This window comes from Paenibacillus taichungensis (genome assembly GCF_047302525.1).
In the GTDB taxonomy this organism is placed as follows: Bacteria; Bacillota; Bacilli; order Paenibacillales; family Paenibacillaceae; genus Paenibacillus; species Paenibacillus taichungensis_B.
In genome coordinates this window covers 5,571,074-5,590,051 of sequence record NZ_CP168020.1, presented here as the reverse complement: position 1 = coordinate 5,590,051, position 18,978 = coordinate 5,571,074, and the positions used below count along the sequence as shown (strand labels likewise).

The 18,978-nt window shown below is 46.8% G+C and carries 11 protein-coding genes, 15 tRNA genes, 2 rRNA genes and 1 pseudogene; 24 read left to right on the top strand and 5 right to left on the bottom strand.

What is annotated here, in order from left to right:
- Positions 1-22 precede the first annotated feature (22 nt).
- Positions 23-1,753: a glycosyl hydrolase family 18 protein gene (locus tag ACDJ58_RS25285; protein ID WP_413373584.1), complete on the top strand. Its 1,731-nt coding sequence runs from the start codon at positions 23-25 to the stop codon at positions 1,751-1,753.
- Between the two features lie 123 nt (positions 1,754-1,876).
- Here the strand turns inward: ACDJ58_RS25285 and ACDJ58_RS25280 are convergent, their stop codons facing one another.
- Positions 1,877-2,281 (bottom strand): YgzB family protein, encoded by a 405-nt coding sequence (locus ACDJ58_RS25280; RefSeq protein ID WP_053778954.1) that lies wholly within the window; start codon positions 2,279-2,281, stop codon positions 1,877-1,879.
- A gap of 122 nt (positions 2,282-2,403) precedes the next feature.
- On the opposite strand from ACDJ58_RS25280, the gene ACDJ58_RS25275 reads away from it, so the two are divergent.
- The 18 genes from ACDJ58_RS25275 to ACDJ58_RS25190 all read left to right on the top strand — a co-directional run bounded on the left by ACDJ58_RS25275 (position 2,404) and on the right by ACDJ58_RS25190 (position 10,083).
- Positions 2,404-3,285, top strand: coding sequence for a nucleotidyltransferase-like protein (locus tag ACDJ58_RS25275; protein ID WP_413373583.1), 882 nt, complete (start codon positions 2,404-2,406; stop codon positions 3,283-3,285).
- A 463-nt stretch (positions 3,286-3,748) separates the two neighbouring features.
- Positions 3,749-5,300, top strand: a 16S ribosomal RNA gene (locus ACDJ58_RS25270).
- A gap of 305 nt (positions 5,301-5,605) precedes the next feature.
- Positions 5,606-8,532: ribosomal RNA gene (locus ACDJ58_RS25265) — 23S ribosomal RNA — on the top strand.
- Together the 16S and 23S rRNA genes with 15 tRNA genes alongside form the textbook arrangement of a ribosomal RNA operon.
- A 69-nt stretch (positions 8,533-8,601) precedes the next feature.
- Positions 8,602-8,677, top strand: a tRNA-Asn gene (locus ACDJ58_RS25260).
- A 3-nt stretch (positions 8,678-8,680) separates the two neighbouring features.
- Positions 8,681-8,772 (top strand) — tRNA-Ser (locus ACDJ58_RS25255).
- Positions 8,773-8,778: 6 nt separating this feature from the next.
- A tRNA-Glu gene (locus ACDJ58_RS25250) sits at positions 8,779-8,850 on the top strand.
- 68 nt (positions 8,851-8,918) lie between these two features.
- Positions 8,919-8,994: transfer RNA gene (locus tag ACDJ58_RS25245), tRNA-Val, on the top strand.
- Positions 8,995-9,012: 18 nt separating this feature from the next.
- Positions 9,013-9,086 (top strand) — tRNA-Met (locus ACDJ58_RS25240).
- A gap of 27 nt (positions 9,087-9,113) precedes the next feature.
- A tRNA-Asp gene (locus ACDJ58_RS25235) sits at positions 9,114-9,191 on the top strand.
- Positions 9,192-9,287: 96 nt separating this feature from the next.
- Positions 9,288-9,363: transfer RNA gene (locus tag ACDJ58_RS25230), tRNA-Phe, on the top strand.
- 18 nt (positions 9,364-9,381) lie between these two features.
- Positions 9,382-9,457 (top strand) — tRNA-Thr (locus ACDJ58_RS25225).
- Positions 9,458-9,466: 9 nt separating this feature from the next.
- Positions 9,467-9,552: transfer RNA gene (locus ACDJ58_RS25220), tRNA-Tyr, on the top strand.
- A 6-nt stretch (positions 9,553-9,558) separates the two neighbouring features.
- A tRNA-Trp gene (locus ACDJ58_RS25215) sits at positions 9,559-9,632 on the top strand.
- 29 nt (positions 9,633-9,661) lie between these two features.
- Positions 9,662-9,734, top strand: a tRNA-His gene (locus ACDJ58_RS25210).
- A gap of 12 nt (positions 9,735-9,746) precedes the next feature.
- Positions 9,747-9,821, top strand: a tRNA-Gln gene (locus ACDJ58_RS25205).
- Positions 9,822-9,825: 4 nt separating this feature from the next.
- Positions 9,826-9,900 (top strand) — tRNA-Gly (locus tag ACDJ58_RS25200).
- Between the two features lie 6 nt (positions 9,901-9,906).
- Positions 9,907-9,980: transfer RNA gene (locus ACDJ58_RS25195), tRNA-Cys, on the top strand.
- Positions 9,981-10,004: 24 nt separating this feature from the next.
- Positions 10,005-10,083 (top strand) — tRNA-Leu (locus ACDJ58_RS25190).
- A 177-nt stretch (positions 10,084-10,260) separates the two neighbouring features.
- Here the strand turns inward: ACDJ58_RS25190 and ACDJ58_RS25185 are convergent.
- From ACDJ58_RS25185 to gap, 3 genes and pseudogenes are all read right to left on the bottom strand, one after another.
- Complete coding sequence (locus ACDJ58_RS25185) at positions 10,261-10,602, bottom strand: hypothetical protein (protein ID WP_413373582.1); 342 nt, start codon at positions 10,600-10,602, stop codon at positions 10,261-10,263.
- Positions 10,599-11,308: pseudogene (locus ACDJ58_RS25180) on the bottom strand (response regulator transcription factor). The gene ACDJ58_RS25185 and the pseudogene ACDJ58_RS25180 overlap by 4 nt, the downstream one beginning before the upstream one ends.
- Positions 11,309-11,561: 253 nt before the next feature.
- Positions 11,562-12,563, bottom strand: coding sequence for a type I glyceraldehyde-3-phosphate dehydrogenase (gene gap / locus ACDJ58_RS25175; protein ID WP_413373580.1), 1,002 nt, complete (start codon positions 12,561-12,563; stop codon positions 11,562-11,564).
- 105 nt (positions 12,564-12,668) lie between these two features.
- Between gap and ACDJ58_RS25170 the strand changes: the two genes are divergently transcribed.
- Positions 12,669-13,523 carry a helix-turn-helix domain-containing protein gene (locus ACDJ58_RS25170; protein ID WP_413373578.1) on the top strand — a complete coding sequence of 285 codons (855 nt, stop codon included), beginning with the start codon at positions 12,669-12,671 and terminating at the stop codon, positions 13,521-13,523.
- Here the strand turns inward: ACDJ58_RS25170 and ACDJ58_RS25165 are convergent.
- Positions 13,502-13,657, bottom strand: coding sequence for a hypothetical protein (locus ACDJ58_RS25165; protein WP_413373577.1), 156 nt, complete (start codon positions 13,655-13,657; stop codon positions 13,502-13,504). The two genes, ACDJ58_RS25170 and ACDJ58_RS25165, sit on opposite strands and share 22 nt — an antisense overlap.
- 343 nt (positions 13,658-14,000) lie before the next feature.
- On the opposite strand from ACDJ58_RS25165, the gene ACDJ58_RS25160 reads away from it, so the two are divergent.
- The 4 genes from ACDJ58_RS25160 to ACDJ58_RS25145 all read left to right on the top strand — a co-directional run bounded on the left by ACDJ58_RS25160 (position 14,001) and on the right by ACDJ58_RS25145 (position 18,904).
- Positions 14,001-15,095, top strand: a complete 1,095-nt coding sequence (locus tag ACDJ58_RS25160) for a GntR family transcriptional regulator (protein WP_413373576.1) — start codon at positions 14,001-14,003, stop codon at positions 15,093-15,095.
- Positions 15,096-15,369: 274 nt separating this feature from the next.
- A complete protein-coding gene (locus ACDJ58_RS25155) occupies positions 15,370-16,281 on the top strand; it encodes an ABC transporter permease (RefSeq protein WP_413373574.1) in 912 nt (303 codons plus the stop codon).
- Positions 16,282-16,293: 12 nt separating this feature from the next.
- On the top strand, positions 16,294-17,184 hold the full coding sequence (locus ACDJ58_RS25150; protein WP_413373573.1) for a carbohydrate ABC transporter permease: 891 nt from the start codon (positions 16,294-16,296) through the stop codon (positions 17,182-17,184).
- Between the two features lie 61 nt (positions 17,185-17,245).
- Entirely contained in the window at positions 17,246-18,904 is a 1,659-nt protein-coding gene (locus tag ACDJ58_RS25145; protein WP_413373572.1) for an extracellular solute-binding protein, read from the top strand.
- Positions 18,905-18,978: the final 74 nt, after the last annotated feature.

The following is an 18,978-nucleotide window of genomic DNA, read 5'->3' as shown; positions in this document are numbered from 1 at the left end:
CATGATTAACGGAGGTAGACGTTTGAGTAGAAAAAGCAGATATACACGTCAGAAGCGCCGCTCGTTCTGGCCTGGATTTTTGGCTGCCTGTGTTATTGCAGGCGGTGCTTATTGGCTAGTAACGAATGTTTGGCTTAATCAGATTCACGAAGACCCCGACTGGATTGGAATGAACCAACCTATTTTTGTGGACGGACAACTGATGGATGGTGAGGCTTCAGGAACGGGGGATCAGCTTAAGTTGCCTGTATCGGTGCTGCAAGAGGCGATCGATTCCGGAATACGTTATGAAGCTGGCACAGGAGATATCATTATTGCAACACCGCAGCGAGTGCTCCATATGAAGGAAGGCAGTACGAAGGCGGAACTTAATCATCGAGATTATCCCATGACGGTTAAACCGGAGGTGGTTGGGGGCGAAGCTTATATTCCGCTCAAACCATTAAAAGAAGTATATGGGATAGCGATACAGGAAGATGCTATAACGGGTGCAGTGCTACTGATGCGTGGAGGTGACACCATTCAGTATGCAGAGATTGATACATTGTCTTCCAAGGTGGACAAAACGGTTCCACTATACAAACGCGGGGGAGAATCTTCTCCCATCATTGCTGATATGGAGCAGGACGCACGAGTAAGAGTATGGCAAACAGGAGATGACCAGAGCTTTGTTCAGTTGGATAATGGTTATGCCGGTTATGTGGCTAATAAGTATGTCACCCTTACGGAGAAAAAGGAACTGGACAAGCCAAAATTCACACTGACTGCGGCGGAGAAAAAGTGGCAGAATAAACCGGTCAACCTGGTTTGGGAAGCTGTATACAATCGACAGCCTGATGTGGCTTCAATTGGCAAGATGCCTGGAGTTAATGTGGTCAGTCCCACGTGGTTCCATATTACAGATGGACAAGGCAACGTAAAAAGCAAAGGGGATAAAGCATACGTCAACTGGGCTCACCATTCCGGCATGGAAGTGTGGGGCTTGATGGATAACAGCTTTGATCCGGATATTACGAAAGAAGCCGTTGCCTCATATGAGACACGTACGCATATTATTGAGCAGATGCTGGAGTATGCACAGACCTATCATTTGGACGGCATTAACATTGATTTTGAGAACGTCTATACAGATGATGGACCGAATATCACTCAATTTGTCCGCGAAATCAAAGCGATGGCGCGCATTCATGGCTTGATGCTCTCAGTTGATGTGACGCCGAAATCGAACAGTGAGATGTGGTCTGCTTTTCTGGATCGTCGCTCGTTAGGCTCTTTTGCCGATTATATTGTCGTTATGGCGTATGATGAGCATTGGGCTGCCAGTCCAAAGGCCGGTTCGGTTGCCTCGCTTCCTTGGACCGAGTCTTCTATGAGACGGATCCTGGAAGAGGATGAAGTACCATCGAACAAATTGATTATGGCTGTGCCGCTATATACTCGAATTTGGACGGAAGAGACCAATGATCAAGGAGAAGTGAAAGTGTCTTCCAAAGCGGTAGGCATGAGCACCGTCACAGACCTGATCAAGGAAAAGAAACTCAAACCTGTTCTGGATAAACAAAGCGGACAGAATTATGTGGAATATTCCGAGGATGGGGCCACTAAGAAAATCTGGATAGAAGATGCCGTTTCGCTTCAGGCACGTGTTGATTTGGTTGCTTCGTTGAAATTGGGCGGAGTAGCTGCATGGAATCGAAGCTTCGCCGATGCATCGGCATGGGAGACGTTAAAACACGCAGGGTATTCGAAATAAACATGAAATAGCTCTATTGAACTTATATATTAATTAATTTAAAAGTCTTTCTGAAATTCAAAAAAAGGTCCGGTGAAGATACCGGGCCTTTTTTCTGTCTCTGGGCTTTGATGAAAAGAACATCTAGCTGTTGGAACTCATGCCATGATCTGTGTCGGAAGGGGATGGAGGTGTGGAATGCGCTTTCAGTTGTGAACTGGTTGTATTGGCCTGATTAGGGTCCAGGGTAAGGATGGTGTGACAGAACATACAACGATCCGTCTTGCCGAGCATTTTGGTTAACTTGCCACATTCCGGACAGTCCACTTGTACTGCGCTTGTGGAAAGCATGCCAGCCCAGAAATAAATGGCCAGACTAGCCATCATGGCAATTAGGCCGATGACGAGTCCCACAGCGGCAAATACTTTGCCCGCGTGTCCCCAGAACACAATTCCGGCAGTTCCCAGTACCATTAGGCCCATGCCTAGCATGGTAAGTAGTAGTCCCCAAGTGCGAAAAGCATTAATTTTTGCTGATTTAAAAATCATGAAAAATGCTCCATTCGTATGAGTAGTATCGGACCTGGATAAGAAGGAAACTTCAATCTGCATGTAGAATTACATTATAACTGACTTGGCGCTTATCTGCCATGAATTGTATGGAGGGAATCGTGGAACTAAAGAACCTTGCTTTTTTGTCCGAACAGTCGGAAGAGACAGGGGCAGTTGGGGCTATCGCTTATTCCCACTCGGGAGAGCGATTCCACGGCTCCCTAATCCAGGATTTTGAATTGCTCGTACTTGTTGTTCATAATACCCACCAGTTGGTATCGAAGGTTGGACACTACAAATATGGTGATCTTCGTTATCAAATGATCTATGTCAGCCGTCATGAGCTGCAGAGCAGTGTAATTACGGGGGATAACAATAACATCATGCAGTGCCTTATTGAAGGTGAGATCATCTGGGAAGCGGATAACGCCTTGAGCGATTTGCGAGAGGAGCTATCTGCTTTTGGAACCGAATTGCGTGAGCAAAAGCTGCTACACGAATTCGCCAGTTTTTTGAGAATGTATGTGGAAGCCAAACGTTACATTCAAGAGGGCCATGTTGTTGATGCCTATTACAATGTGCTTGAGGCTCTAGGGAACTGGGCAAGAATTGTACTTATTGAACAGGGGATCTACCCGGATCATGCCGTCTGGACACATGTGCAGAGTCTGGATCGTGCCTTGTGGAAGCTCTATCAGGAGCTCACAGTAAGCTCGGAGACGCTGGAACAGAGAGTCGAGCTTGTACTGCTTGCTTGTGAATTCTCAGTGATGTCCAAAATGAGCGATTGCTCTGGATTGCTTCTGCGTGTGCTGGGAAGTCGAAGGGAACCGTGGAGTATGGATGAACTTGTCCATCATCCACAGTTGAGATTTGTAAGGGAGGATCTGCCACTCATTCTTCGTAAGCTGGTGTTTCGTTCTATAGTAAAAGAATCGGCAGGATGGCCATCCTTTATAGGAGGAGATGGACGGGAAATCCGCTATTGGATTGAGGCGTAACTACTCGTAAACCCTTCCCGTTATATGGTTGATAAAGTGGGAGGGGAAACCTTCCTTTTTTGTTTGTTTAATAATTTATAAAAAGAGGTTGACTCTTATTCAGGAAATATGATACATTATATTCCGTTCCTCAAACGAGATTATCGTCAACAAATGATAAATTCTGCATAGGAATTAGCAAAGAACTAAAAGCTTCAAAAAAAGAAATTAAAAAAAGTTCTTGACGAAAACAAACGAAATGTGATACATTATTTAAGTCGCCGCCGAAAACACGGTTAAGACGAAAAAGAGTAACACAAATGAGTTTGATCTTTGAAAACTGAACAACGAGTGAGTAACGATCTTGCTTGCAAGATCGACGCTGAGAAATCTGTACAAGTCTTCGGACTGTATGATTTCAAAGCACAAATGAGATTTTTAATCTCGTCAGTTTCAAAATGAGCATATCGCTCTTTTCAATACTTTATTGGAGAGTTTGATCCTGGCTCAGGACGAACGCTGGCGGCATGCCTAATACATGCAAGTCGAGCGGACTTGATGAGAAGCTTGCTTCTCTGATAGTTAGCGGCGGACGGGTGAGTAACACGTAGGCAACCTGCCCTCAAGTTTGGGACAACTACCGGAAACGGTAGCTAATACCGAATAGTTGTTTTCTTCTCCTGAAGAGAACTGGAAAGACGGAGCAATCTGTCACTTGGGGATGGGCCTGCGGCGCATTAGCTAGTTGGTGGGGTAACGGCTCACCAAGGCGACGATGCGTAGCCGACCTGAGAGGGTGATCGGCCACACTGGGACTGAGACACGGCCCAGACTCCTACGGGAGGCAGCAGTAGGGAATCTTCCGCAATGGGCGAAAGCCTGACGGAGCAATGCCGCGTGAGTGATGAAGGTTTTCGGATCGTAAAGCTCTGTTGCCAGGGAAGAACGCTTGGGAGAGTAACTGCTCTCAAGGTGACGGTACCTGAGAAGAAAGCCCCGGCTAACTACGTGCCAGCAGCCGCGGTAATACGTAGGGGGCAAGCGTTGTCCGGAATTATTGGGCGTAAAGCGCGCGCAGGCGGTCATTTAAGTCTGGTGTTTAATCCCGGGGCTCAACCCCGGATCGCACTGGAAACTGGGTGACTTGAGTGCAGAAGAGGAGAGTGGAATTCCACGTGTAGCGGTGAAATGCGTAGATATGTGGAGGAACACCAGTGGCGAAGGCGACTCTCTGGGCTGTAACTGACGCTGAGGCGCGAAAGCGTGGGGAGCAAACAGGATTAGATACCCTGGTAGTCCACGCCGTAAACGATGAGTGCTAGGTGTTAGGGGTTTCGATACCCTTGGTGCCGAAGTTAACACATTAAGCACTCCGCCTGGGGAGTACGGTCGCAAGACTGAAACTCAAAGGAATTGACGGGGACCCGCACAAGCAGTGGAGTATGTGGTTTAATTCGAAGCAACGCGAAGAACCTTACCAGGTCTTGACATCCCTCTGATCGGTACAGAGATGTATCTTTCCTTCGGGACAGAGGAGACAGGTGGTGCATGGTTGTCGTCAGCTCGTGTCGTGAGATGTTGGGTTAAGTCCCGCAACGAGCGCAACCCTTGATCTTAGTTGCCAGCACTTCGGGTGGGCACTCTAAGGTGACTGCCGGTGATAAACCGGAGGAAGGTGGGGATGACGTCAAATCATCATGCCCCTTATGACCTGGGCTACACACGTACTACAATGGCCGGTACAACGGGCTGTGAAGCCGCGAGGTGGAACGAATCCTAAAAAGCCGGTCTCAGTTCGGATTGCAGGCTGCAACTCGCCTGCATGAAGTCGGAATTGCTAGTAATCGCGGATCAGCATGCCGCGGTGAATACGTTCCCGGGTCTTGTACACACCGCCCGTCACACCACGAGAGTTTATAACACCCGAAGTCGGTGGGGTAACCGCAAGGAGCCAGCCGCCGAAGGTGGGATAGATGATTGGGGTGAAGTCGTAACAAGGTAGCCGTATCGGAAGGTGCGGCTGGATCACCTCCTTTCTATGGAGAATCGTTTCCCGCGTGGAAACATTCAAATACGCAGCTTAGCTGCAAAACTACTCACTCGTTGCTCAGTTTTGAGAGCTCAAACTCTCAAACAGCTTGCTTTTGCATGGAGCTTGTTCTTTGAAAACTAGATATCGAAACGAAATTTTGCGATTTAGAACATTCCTTTTTAAGCTGAACTTGTGTTAAACAAGTTTCAATAAAAACGGTAGATTGCATGAGCGAGTGATCGAAATGGAACGACTTTTGGCTTTGCGCAAGCAAAACAAGGGAAGAGACAGCTCGAACACGAGCGATATGGTTAAGCTACTAAGAGCACACGGAGGATGCCTAGGCGCTAGGAGCCGATGAAGGACGTGGCGAACAACGAAACTGCCTCGGGGAGCTGTAAGCAAGCTTTGATCCGGGGGTGTCCGAATGGGGAAACCCAGCTGGGGTAATTTCCAGTTACTCATAACTGAATACATAGGTTATGCAGAGGCATACCAAGGGAACTGAAACATCTAAGTACCTTGAGGAAGAGAAAACAATAGTGATTCCGTCAGTAGCGGCGAGCGAACGCGGAGAAGCCCAAACCAGAGAGCTTGCTCTTTGGGGTTGTGGGACATCTCACATGGAGTTACAAAGGAACCGGTTAAACGAAGAGGTCTGGAAAGGCCCGCCAAAGAAGGTAAAAGCCCTGTACTTGAAAGTTGGTTCTCTCCGAGATGTATCCCGAGTAGTGCGGGGCACGTGAAACCCCGTATGAATCCGGCAGGACCATCTGCCAAGGCTAAATACTTCCTAGCGACCGATAGTGAAGCAGTACCGTGAGGGAAAGGTGAAAAGCACCCCGGAAGGGGAGTGAAATAGAACCTGAAACCGTGTGCTTACAAAAAGTCAGAGCCCGTTTTAGGGGTGATGGCGTGCCTTTTGTAGAATGAACCGGCGAGTTACGTTCCCGTGCAAGGTTAAGGTGAAGAGCCGGAGCCGCAGCGAAAGCGAGTCTGAATAGGGCGATTTAGTACGTGGACGTAGACCCGAAACCGGGTGATCTACCCCTGTCCAGGGTGAAGGTGCGGTAACACGCACTGGAGGCCCGAACCCACGCATGTTGAAAAATGCGGGGATGAGGTGGGGGTAGCGGAGAAATTCCAATCGAACTCGGAGATAGCTGGTTCTCCCCGAAATAGCTTTAGGGCTAGCCTCGGAAAACAGAGTCGTGGAGGTAGAGCACTGATTGGGTGCGGGGCCCGCAAGGGTTACCAAGCTCAGTCAAACTCCGAATGCCATAGACTTACTTCCGGGAGTCAGACAGTGAGTGCTAAGATCCATTGTCAAAAGGGAAACAGCCCAGACCATCAGCTAAGGTCCCCAAGTGTGTGTTAAGTGGGAAAGGATGTGGAGTTGCACAGACAACCAGGATGTTGGCTTAGAAGCAGCCACCATTGAAAGAGTGCGTAATAGCTCACTGGTCGAGTGACTCTGCGCCGAAAATGTAACGGGGCTAAACACACCACCGAAGCTATGGCTTGATGCTTTGCATCAGGGGTAGGGGAGCGTTGTATAAGGGTTGAAGGTGTACCGTAAGGAGCGCTGGACATTATACAAGTGAGAATGCCGGTATGAGTAACGAAAAGATCAGTGAGAATCTGATCCGCCGAAAGCCTAAGGGTTCCTGAGGAAGGCTCGTCCGCTCAGGGTAAGTCGGGACCTAAGGCGAGGCCGAAAGGCGTAGTCGAAGGACAACAGGTCGAAATTCCTGTACCACCGTAAGCCGTTATGAGCAATGGGGGGACGCAGCAGGGTAGTGACGCGGACTGATGGATGTCCGTCTAAGCAGTGAGGCTGATGTGTAGGCAAATCCGCACATCGTTAAGGCTGGGCTGTGATGGGGAGCGAAAATTATAGTAGCGAAGGTCATGATCTCACACTGCCAAGAAAAGCCTCTAGCCAGGTGATGGTGCCCGTACCGCAAACCGACACAGGTAGGCGAGAAGAGAATTCTAAGGCGCGCGGAAGAACTCTCGTTAAGGAACTCGGCAAAATGACCCCGTAACTTCGGGAGAAGGGGTGCCCCGGTAGTGTGAATAGCACGAGGGGGCCGCAGTGAAAAGGCCCAAGCGACTGTTTAGCAAAAACACAGGTCTGTGCGAAGCCGTAAGGCGAAGTATACGGGCTGACGCCTGCCCGGTGCTGGAAGGTTAAGGGGAGCGGTTAGGAGCAATCCGAAGCTGTGAACCGAAGCCCCAGTAAACGGCGGCCGTAACTATAACGGTCCTAAGGTAGCGAAATTCCTTGTCAGGTAAATTCTGACCCGCACGAATGGCGTAACGACTTGGGCGCTGTCTCAACGAGAGATCCGGTGAAATTTTAATACCTGTGAAGATGCAGGTTACCCGCGACAAGACGGAAAGACCCCATGGAGCTTTACTGCAGCTTGATATTGAATTTGGGTACGATCTGTACAGGATAGGTGGGAGCCTTTGAAACGTGAGCGCCAGCTTGCGTGGAGGCACCGTTGGGATACCACCCTGATCGTATCTAGGTTCTAACCTGGTACCGTAATCCGGTGCGGGGACAGTGTCAGGTGGGCAGTTTGACTGGGGCGGTCGCCTCCTAAAGAGTAACGGAGGCGCCCAAAGGTTCCCTCAGAATGGTTGGAAATCATTCGAAGAGTGCAAAGGCATAAGGGAGCTTGACTGCGAGACCTACAAGTCGAGCAGGGACGAAAGTCGGGCTTAGTGATCCGGTGGTACCGCATGGAAGGGCCATCGCTCAACGGATAAAAGCTACCCTGGGGATAACAGGCTTATCTCCCCCAAGAGTCCACATCGACGGGGAGGTTTGGCACCTCGATGTCGGCTCATCGCATCCTGGGGCTGAAGTAGGTCCCAAGGGTTGGGCTGTTCGCCCATTAAAGCGGTACGCGAGCTGGGTTCAGAACGTCGTGAGACAGTTCGGTCCCTATCTGTCGTGGGCGTAGGAAATTTGAGAGGAGCTGTCCTTAGTACGAGAGGACCGGGATGGACGTACCGCTGGTGTACCAGTTGTTCCGCCAGGAGCACCGCTGGGTAGCTATGTACGGAAGGGATAAGCGCTGAAAGCATCTAAGCGTGAAGCCCCCCTCAAGATGAGATTTCCCAGTATGTAAGACCCCTTGAAGACGACGAGGTAGATAGGCTGGGGGTGGAAGTGCAGCAATGCATGGAGCTGACCAGTACTAATCGGTCGAGGGCTTATCCAAGATATGCAGGTTTTAAATCGCACATTTCGTTTCGGATCTAGTTTTCAGAGAATGATCTCTGAAGCATATTCCCTGATAGCTCAGTTGGTAGAGCACTCGACTGTTAATCGAGTTGTCACAGGTTCGAGCCCTGTTCGGGGAGCCATATGGAGAGGTGTCCGAGCTGGCCGAAGGAGCACGATTGGAAATCGTGTAGGCGCCACAAGCGTCTCGAGGGTTCGAATCCCTCTCTCTCCGCCATAGTAAGGCCCGTTGGTCAAGGGGTTAAGACACCTCCCTTTCACGGAGGTAACAGGGGTTCGAATCCCCTACGGGTCATATTTAACTTCAAAAAAAGAAGTTGATTTACACAGCAGTTTTATGATAAGATCATAAATGTGTTGTTCGGAGGCTTAGCTCAGCTGGGAGAGCATCTGCCTTACAAGCAGAGGGTCGGGGGTTCGAACCCCTCAGCCTCCACCATATAACTTTTAATAACGACGCGGGGTGGAGCAGCCCGGTAGCTCGTCGGGCTCATAACCCGAAGGCCGCAGGTTCAAATCCTGCCCCCGCAATTATACTTTCTTCCAAGAAAGTGATCTGGAACCGTGGTGTAGTTGGCCTAACATGCCTGCCTGTCACGCAGGAGATCGCGGGTTCGAATCCCGTCGGTTCCGCCATTTTAATCTTTACATGAGGAATTTGTTCACTTAATCTGCTATATGGCACCGAACGCCCTAGATAAAGTGTAACGTTTCAAGATTAAACTTTATTGTGGCTCGGTAGCTCAGTCGGTAGAGCAGAGGACTGAAAATCCTCGTGTCGGCGGTTCGATTCCGTCCCGAGCCACCATTTATCACAACATAATACGCCGGTGTAGCTCAACTGGTAGAGCAACTGACTTGTAATCAGTAGGTTGGGGGTTCAAGTCCTCTCGCCGGCACCATGTAATCCTGGAGGATTAGCGAAGTGGCCAAACGCATCAGACTGTAAATCTGCTCCCGTACGGGTTCGGTGGTTCGAATCCATCATCCTCCACCAGTTTTTAGGGGCATAGTTTAAAGGTAGAACAACGGTCTCCAAAACCGTTGGTGTGGGTTCAATTCCTGCTGCCCCTGCCAATTAACTTTTAAGAACATATTGTATTATGGCGGTCGTGGCGAAGTGGTTAACGCACCGGTTTGTGGATCCGGCATTCGGGGGTTCAATTCCCCTCGATCGCCCCTTTGTTTTTTTGGGGATTAGCCAAGCGGTAAGGCAACGGACTTTGACTCCGTCATGCATAGGTTCAAATCCTATATCCCCAGCCATTATGCGGACGTGGCTCAGCGGTAGAGCATCGCCTTGCCAAGGCGAGGGTCGCGGGTTCGATTCCCGTCGTCCGCTCCAAAATGTGGCGCCATAGCCAAGTGGTAAGGCACAGCTCTGCAAAAGCTTTATCCCCAGTTCGAATCTGGGTGGCGCCTCCAGTATATTTTTATAAAACATGATATGCCGGCGTGGCGGAATGGCAGACGCGCTCGACTCAAAATCGAGTGGGAAACCGTGGAGGTTCGAGTCCTCTCGCCGGTATTCAATCAAGTAAGTAAAAGCTCATTAGATGCAAAATCTAATGAGCTTTTTTTATTTGGCAGATATTAAGATGAAGTACAGGAGAATTCAACATGATCTACTTCGGCAAATACGTGACATTCTGGTATCTCTAGATCGTAAGCACTGCTTTAGCCGTAAGTATCCCTTCCTACAGAATCAATGATAAAATCGTAAGGTCCAGGTGGCCGGCAGCGCATGATGTGGAGTTAAGTTGACATCGTAAATTACCTTTCCTTCAGCATTTGCAACCTGCAACCACATTCCTTTTTCTTCGATGAGCTTGACCCATTTGGGTGAAATCTGAATGGTCCCATCCTTGGAATTAGCTTCTTGATCGATCAACTGCAGGGCGCCTGCCGGAAAGTTTCGGCGTATCTCATTGTTCTTCGCATTCTGAAAGTACAGGATGCAGGCTACCAGAGTAATGGTCAGAATCAGAAGGGAACAGAAGATCAATTGATACGCGAAGTGGAAAGCCATGCGTTGTTGTATTTTCATCGCTCCTGCGGTTCCTTCACCAGCTTGTATCCGAGCCCGCGGATGGTAACTAGCAGCTTCGGGTTGCCGGGATCGATCTCGATCCGCTCCCGTATGCGCCGAATATGCACTATGACCGTCGAGTCATCTCTCAGGCCGTTGATCCCCTAAACCTTGTCGTATAGCTGCGTTTTGGAAAATACGATTCCGGGATGCTTGCAGAAGTGCAGCAGCAGTTGGAACTCTTGTGCGGGGCATGGAACCAGCTGTCCATCCACGATCAGCTCGCCCTCCGCCTCGTTAACGGTAAGCCGGCCGAACCGTTAACCCCCCCGGATCAGGCCGCCTCATTAGGGTGGCAGTAGGAGCTTCCGGCTCCAGTCGGCGGATGCGCGCCTGAATTCTTGCGGCCACCTCCAAGGGATTGAAAGGCTTTGTGAAATAATCGTCGCCGCCAATGGCGAAGTTTTGGCCGTCAGGAACAAAATATGCGGATTCCCGTATTCACGGAGCTTGGAGCAGAGCTCTAGTCCGCTGCCGTCGGGGAGCATAATGTCGAGCCGGCCGATATCGGGGGCAATGCGCGCCGCTACGTCGAGTGCTTCTGCACTAGTGGAAGCCTCGTACAGACGATGGAACCCTCCCTGCGGAGCACCATTTGGAGCACCGTAACAATCGAGGGCTCGTCATCAACGATTGCGATTTTAATATCAGATAGATTTGTCATTATGTTCACCCTTTCCCAGAGTAGCATACTAAATGGGGCGATGCTAATCCCATCAGTTTGCTGTCATAATCGTGCTGGAAGGAATCGTATCCATGATGATTTGAGGTGTTTGTTCTAAAACATACAAACAAGCCGAAAGTCCGTCAATCTCTACTTTCGGCTTGTTTTATTTTGTAGTTATAATTGTGGTTACTGCTTAGGTACGACATTATTGACTAGGGATTTTAATTTCACGGACATTAGTTTGCCAACATCACAATTCCGCCAGATATTTGGCTGTGCGAATCATTTGACTGGTAAAGGAATTTTCGTTATCATACCATGCCGCTATTTTGACCAGGGTATCTGTTCCTAGCTCCGTTACTTTTGTTTGCGTTGCGTCAAATAAGCTGCCGTAAGTCATGCCGATAATATCGGACGAAACAAGCTCTTCCTCTGTATATCCGTATTGCTCCGACTGGGACTGCTCCATCTTCTTATTGACCTGCTCCGCAGTTACGGAACCGTCCACGACTACTGTCAATTCTGTCAGGGAGCCGGCCATAACCGGCACTCTCTGGGATACACCATCCAGTTTGCCGTCCAAGGAAGGGATTACTAGCCCAATTGCTTTTGCTGCCCCGGTTGACGTTGGGATGATGTTGCCGGCCGCAGAGCGCGCTCGGCGTAAGTCGCCTTTGGCGTGAGGGCCATCAAGGGTATTTTGGTCGTTTGTATAAGCGTGTATCGTCGTCATAAAACCTTTTTTAATCGGCGTAAGCTCGTTAAGGTAATAAACCATTGGAGCCAGGCAGTTTGTGGTGCAGGATGCGGCCGAAACAATAGTATCCTCTTTAGTCAGCGTTTGTTCATTAACACCATATACAATAGTAGGAATATCTTTTCCGGCAACGGTTGAGATGACCACTTTTTTTGCACCTGCTTCAATATGGGCTGCAGATGCTTTTTTTGTTGCGAAAAAGCCTGTACATTCCAGGACTACATCAACATGCAATTCTTTCCACGGGAGCTTGCCGGGATCTCTTTCGGCATAAATCGGAATATCCACGCCGTTCACGATTAAGCTGTTATCACTGTAATCAATCTTTTCATCATAACGTCGCTGCGTTGTGTCGTGCTTTAGCAAATGCGCAAGCATCTTCGGACTTGTCAGGTCATTGATAGCGACAATTTGATATCCTTCTGCACCAAAAAGCTGCCGAAAGGCAAGCCTGCCAATTCTGCCGAAACCATTTACCGCAATGTTGATTGCCATAATAATAACCACCTTTCTTTGTCTTGCTTAATTATATCCCACGAACCTTTGTGGTAAACTGTTATAAGTGAAGCAATTGACTATACTATCTGTCAGGAGAGAACCATGCCGCAAATTGACCGCCACAAAGACAGAACGGTGAATATTGAATTTGTTGCCGCCGAAGATTTTAAATGTCTTCCCTATCCGGAGCGGCTTACATTAATCTTTGTTACGTCTGGTAGCATCAACGGTGTACTCAACGAACGACCAATAGCGGTTTCAGCACCCGGGGTTCTGTGTTTATCCGAAGATGATACGATACAAATACTTGAGAAGCACAACGCCTGTGCGCAATCCTTCTGTTATCATCCCGATTTTCTGAATAGCACCCCGATTTCTGAAACGGAAGACTACTTTCCAAGCCAGTTAAAAATACAAACAGGGTTTTCGCTTTTTCTGAGCAATCCAACACGCACCGGAGTACCTTTTATTACCGAGAAAGCTTATCCGCAATTATTTGAGTGGTTTTTTGTGCTTGGAACAGAAGTATATGCGCAAAGCGATGCACGCTGGGCATGCAGAATAAAAAAATACCTCATCCAAATATTGGGTATGCTTGAGGATTTGAACCGCGAAAATGAACAATCCCCTGTTGATTTAGTGCTGGAATATATATACACTAATTATTCCGATAAAGTTACCTTGGAAGATTTAACGAAATGCGCACACTTGAATCGTGTGTCGCTTAATAAGAGATTTCAGGAAAGATGCGGATGTACAGCAATGGGATATTTGCTGTTGCACCGCTTGAAAGTTGCGGGGGATCTTCTCACCCACACAGACATGAGCTTGAACGAAATTGCGCGTGCCACCGGGTTTGAGTATGACACTTACTTCATCAAACAATTTACGGCTAAGAGAGGGTTGTCTCCAACCGTATACCGGAACCTCTCCCGTCAGTTCGCTACTGCACAATAAACTTCTGTATGGCTGGAGCTTTCTGGGAAGCTTTGTAACAGTTGTTGAACACCAGCTCCGGCCAACGCCACATTCCTTATCCCCGTGTTGAAGCCTTTTTGATTTGCAATGGTGGTGACAGTCGTCTTAGACATATTTATTACCCTCCCTGGAGCGTTCGCTCCGTTTATTTGTGAATGGTAGGGAGCGGGGCTGTTCTATCAAAAGTTCTTTCCGAGTTCTTTCCTTCGTCTAAAATGACTGCTTTTGGGTTATTGCCACGAGCCCTTACGAAGTAGTGACAATATACGGGCGACTAGCTTGTTTCTTCGTTCTGCCTAATAACCGCGAAGTGTGGAGTCTTCTCTCCATGCTTCACCGCTCATTCCATAACTTCAGAAGAGGCTTTGAATTTTGTTTCCTTGTATCATAAAACTTGACACAGATGGAAGCGGGAGGGTACAGTGAAGTATAAGATTACATGAGGAGAATGAAGCTGTGGCTAAGTACTCGGTTATCAAAGAAGATATTAAGCAAAGGCTGATAAGAGGAGAGTGGACTGAGAACTATAGGTTGCCATCCAGCCGCGAGTTCGCCCAATATTATGAGTCTAGTGTGAATACGATTGAAAAGGCGATTAAGGAGTTGGCGGAGGAAGGTTGGCTCATCCGGGATAGTCGTAGAGGAACCTTTATGAATAAAGGGAAGGAAACTTTGCAAAGTGGTACGCGTCTGGTGGCTGCTTTTGTTTTTGGCATTGATAATCCGATTTGGGCGACTGCGCTGCGAGGTGTGGAAGATACCTTATTTTTACGGGGCTATCAGCTGTTGAGTTCAAGTGATGATCGAAATCTTGAAAAGCTGGAATCCCTCGTACGAGGGGCAGTCGAAAGAAAGGTAGAAGGGGTTATCTTAAGTCCCTTTATGAGCGAAGGGCATGAAGAGATTAATAATCGGATCTTCTCCTTACTTCAGGATTATGGGATCAAATACATAAGCTTGGATCGGGTGGTCTATAACACAAGCATTCCCTATGTAACCAGCGATAATATTGCAGGCGCTTACAACCTAACCAAACTGCTCATCGAACAAGGACATAGGCGAATATTATTTATTAAAAATAGTAATATAAGCACGATAAATGAACGGCTTATGGGCTTTAAGCAGGCTTTTATTGACTCGGAACTAGCGTATTCTGATGAATTTGAAGTCTTTATTTCAACCAAGTATGAGGATTTCTCGGATGAATTTGATGATTACTGTGAAATTTTAGAGAAAAAAATGAAAGAGATGCAGTTCACGGCTGTATTTACTGCGAATGATCAAATTGCCGAGGCTGCCATCCGTTCCTTAGAAAATCTGAATTATCGTATACCTGAGGATGTATCGTTCGTTACCTATGATGCAGAAAATTTAAATCGCAGAATCAAATTAAATGTAACTGGGGTCACACAGCCTTTTTATGAAATGGGACAATGTGCTGCGCAATTATTGCTGAACATGATTGCTGACAATGAAGACCCATTGTTTTACGGACAAGTTTGCAAATCGAACATTTATATCGGGGAGTCTGTTAATTCGATATCTGAATGATCTTTTTTGGCATAAATTTATTGAGCGGCTTCATTGAAATTCCGTTGCGGACTTTCGATGAGGTCGCTTTTTTTTGATTCGTGTTTGGATAACTAATAAGTGGAATTAGGGCTTTCAACTAACGTCTGTATCATTTATTGTATCATTAATAATCTAATTATAAATAAAATATTGACACAGATATTCATTGGTTGTATTGTTTGTTGTAAGCGGTAACAATTATTTTTCTGGAGGAGCTTTAAGTGCTAAGTTTTTGAAGGGGGAAAGAGCAGAGATGGTAACTTCACACAAGTTTTTTAAACGTTTTTGGAAGCAAAGGTATTTATTTTTAATGGTCTTGCCTGGCTTTTTGGTTGTACTGGTGTTTAGTTACTTTCCAATGTACGGGATACAGATTGCCTTCAAAAAGTATAGTGCGGTTCGAGGGATGTGGGGCAGCGAATGGGTGGGGTTTAAGTACTTCATTTTATTTTTCCAAGATCCTATGGCGATGAGGGTGCTCAAGAACACCATATTGTTAGGTATCTATTCCTTATTATGGGGATTTCCCGCTCCGATCATTTTGGCCTTATTATTTAACGAATTAAAGTTTCCTAAATTCAAAAAAGCGGTGCAGACCATATCCTATTTGCCGCACTTTATCTCCACGGTCATTATTGTTGGTATTCTTCGGACATTTACTGAGAGGGACGGCTTGTTTAACAAAATTGCAGGTTGGTTTGGCGTTGATCCGATTGTGTTTCTGTCAGAGCCAGAATGGTTCAGAACCATATTTATCAGCTCAAACATATGGCAGGGGATCGGTTTTGGTACAATCTTGTACCTCGCGGCATTAAGCAGTGTTGATCCTACGTTACATGATGTAGCAAGCATTGACGGTGCAAATCGCTGGCAGAAGGTGCTGAATATTAACTGGCCGCACATCAAACCAACGACGATTATTTTGCTTATTTTATCTCTTAGCGGGATTTTGGGTACGGATTTCCAGAAAATCCTTATGCTTTATAACCCTGACACCTATGAGGTTGCGGATGTTATTGGGACCTATCTTTATCGTGAAGGGATCATGGGATCAAGATTTGAATATACGACAGCTATCGGGCTCTTCCAGTCCTTGGTTGCATTTATCTTACTTATAGGGGCAAACATGTTAAGTCGTAAAGTATCAGATACGAGTATTTGGTAGGGGGTGTGGAACATGGTAGGTAAAGAAAGTGTTGGTTCAAAAATATTTGATCTGTTCAATATTTTGTTGATGCTGCTTCTATGTGTGGTCATGTTATATCCATTTTTGCACGTCATTGCAGTTTCTTTAAGTAGTTCTGAGCCAATTCTTAGAGGTGAAATTACGATTTTTCCGAAGGGCTTTAATGTAGGCGGTTACAAATACATCTTGCAGGATCCATTTCTGTATTCAGGCTACGCGCATTCCATTATATATGCACTCGGGTCTACCTTGTTTATGCTAACCTTTACTTCGCTAATGGCGTATCCGCTGACGATTCATGATTTCATGGCCAAAAAATTTCTTTCGATCTTTCTGATCATTACGATGTTCTTTAGTGGTGGCTTGATTCCTTCTTATTTGCTCGCACGCAGTCTTCATTTACTTGATACCTATTGGATTATGATTATCCCCGGCTGTGTATCTGCGTTTAATGTCTTTTTGTTCAGATCCTTTTATCAATCCATACCAGCAGATTTACGCGAATCCGCTGTTATTGATGGTGCTAACGATGTTCAAATCTTAACGAAAATTTATTTGTCACTTTCCAAGCCACTCTTGGCAACATTTGCACTATTCGGCATTGTCGGGAGCTGGAATGGATGGTTTGAAGCACTGGTGTATCTTCAGGATGAGAATAAGTATCCTTTACAACTGATCCTAAGGAAATATTTATTCTCCATTTCCTTCGATTCCGGGACGGGAACAGAAGTCATGCAAGCGATGATGGCGCAAATGAATGTGAATCCGAAAAATATTCAAATGGCGATTGTTGTCATTGCGATGTTCCCCATCATGGTGATCTATCCGTTCCTCCAAAAATATTTTGTGAAAGGTGTCATGATTGGCGCTGTTAAAGGTTAATTTAGCAAGGCAGCTGAGAGGATTGGGCAACAAGATGACAATGATTCCAGGAGGGGTAACGATGAGACAACGCTTCAAATTATCTTCTTTGTTGCTTGCAAGTGTACTAAGCGTGGGAACCATCTTGGCAGGATGCAGCTCTGACTCTAATTCCACAAATTCGGGAAACAGTAATACTGCGGAGCAAGCTGGAACGCTAAGCTTTTCTGTAACCCTGCCTTCCTTTGGCGCCAAAATTGAAGATTCTATGGTGCACAAGGAATGGATTAAACAGATGGAAACTCTAATGGGTGAGGAGCTGGACATTAAATATAATTACATCCCAATTGGTGAATACGAGGAGAAATCCAAGCTGCTGCTTGCGAGCGGCGATACAACGGATTTGTTCATGGTCATGAGCAAAGACCTTTTTAAGCAATATGAAACGGAGGGCACGTTCCTGGAACTGAGCAAGTATAAAGACCTTCTGCCTAACTATATGAGTTTAATCGACCAAGCGACAGATGGGAAAATCAAGGCGATCCGCTCGGATGGACAGTTCTATGGATTATGGAACATTGACCTTCCAAGGCAAGCAAAAGATAAAGGTATGGGCGTATACACGCCGGCAACCTATCGATATGATATTTTTCAAAAGGAAGGCATCCATATTCCAAGCACGATAGATGAGCTGTATGCAGCCGCAAAAACGTTGAAAGAGAAATATCCAAATTCCTATCCGGTGAATACGCAAAGCGGTTCTTTCGATCCACTCTTTTATGCTAATCACAATGGAGGCACGTCCATCTATTGGAACGGGAAAAACTATGTTTACGGACCATTCGAAGAATCGTATAAGGAAGCGCTGCAGTTTGCCAATAAGCTATATGCAGAGAAGCTGCTAGATCCTGAGGTGTTCTCGGATAAAACCGATGCTATTAAGAAAAAAGCAATGAGTGGTACGAACTTCATCTTGCTGTCCAATTGGTTCACCTTTGCTGGTGACTGGAATCGCGCATCAACGGGAGGGGAGAAGTTCGTCATTTCCCTATTCCCCGATAATCCAAAATACGGGAAAGCATGGCAAAGCGTAAACGACTTCAGTTCCGTAGGGGTTAGCTCGGGTGCGGTGATGGTGATCAATCCGAAGGCAAAGCATGTGCAGGAATTAGTGAAGCTGTTGGATTTGCAATATAAGCCGGAAATTATAAACTTGATCACTTGGGGGATTGAAGGTACCACCTATACTAAAGATGCCAGTGGCAAACCGACCTTTGTAGATTCGATCAAAAGTGCGGAGAACCCATGGATTGAAAGCGATAAATACGGAACGAGATCAAGCAGTTCTTACCGGCCTGGTCTGCAAATGGCCATTGATACAAAAGCATTCATTGATTTTGCACCTAAGGACTCCGGTATCGTAAATAGCAAACTCGTTGATCAACCATGGGAGACCGCGTTCCAAGACATGCCGTACCCTAATGATTATGTGCCTCCAATGATTTTCGAGCCTAGCCTTGAATTTACAGATGATGAACGCGAGCAGATCACTTCGGTCATGTCGCCGGTAAATACGTATGTAGCAGAAATGCAAAACAAATTTGTGAATGGAAAAGAAAGCTTTGATAAATGGGCGGATTTCCAGGCTAAGATTAAGAAAACAGGCGATCTGGACAAAGTCCTCAAGATCTATGACGATGCGCTGAAGAGATATGAAGAAAGACGTGCAGCGAATAAATAATTAACGATCATGCCCGCTATGTTCCTTCTAAAGGGGGCGGGCATGATTTTGAACATTAAAAACTGGTGGTGGAT

What these genes read in the sequence shown, in the direction of transcription:
- ACDJ58_RS25280 (WP_053778954.1), bottom strand. Translation starts at nt 2,281, where the DNA reads ATGATTTTTAAATCAGCAAAAATTAATGCTTTTCGCACTTGGGGACTA.
- ACDJ58_RS25185 (WP_413373582.1), bottom strand. Translation starts at nt 10,602, where the DNA reads ATGAAAATACAACAACGCATGGCTTTCCACTTCGCGTATCAATTGATC.
- gap (WP_413373580.1), bottom strand. Translation starts at nt 12,563, where the DNA reads ATGGCAATCAACATTGCGGTAAATGGTTTCGGCAGAATTGGCAGGCTT.
- ACDJ58_RS25170 (WP_413373578.1), top strand. Translation starts at nt 12,669, where the DNA reads ATGCCGCAAATTGACCGCCACAAAGACAGAACGGTGAATATTGAATTT.
- ACDJ58_RS25165 (WP_413373577.1), bottom strand. Translation starts at nt 13,657, where the DNA reads ATGTCTAAGACGACTGTCACCACCATTGCAAATCAAAAAGGCTTCAAC.
- ACDJ58_RS25155 (WP_413373574.1), top strand. Translation starts at nt 15,370, where the DNA reads ATGGTAACTTCACACAAGTTTTTTAAACGTTTTTGGAAGCAAAGGTAT.
- ACDJ58_RS25150 (WP_413373573.1), top strand. Translation starts at nt 16,294, where the DNA reads ATGGTAGGTAAAGAAAGTGTTGGTTCAAAAATATTTGATCTGTTCAAT.
- ACDJ58_RS25145 (WP_413373572.1), top strand. Translation starts at nt 17,246, where the DNA reads ATGAGACAACGCTTCAAATTATCTTCTTTGTTGCTTGCAAGTGTACTA.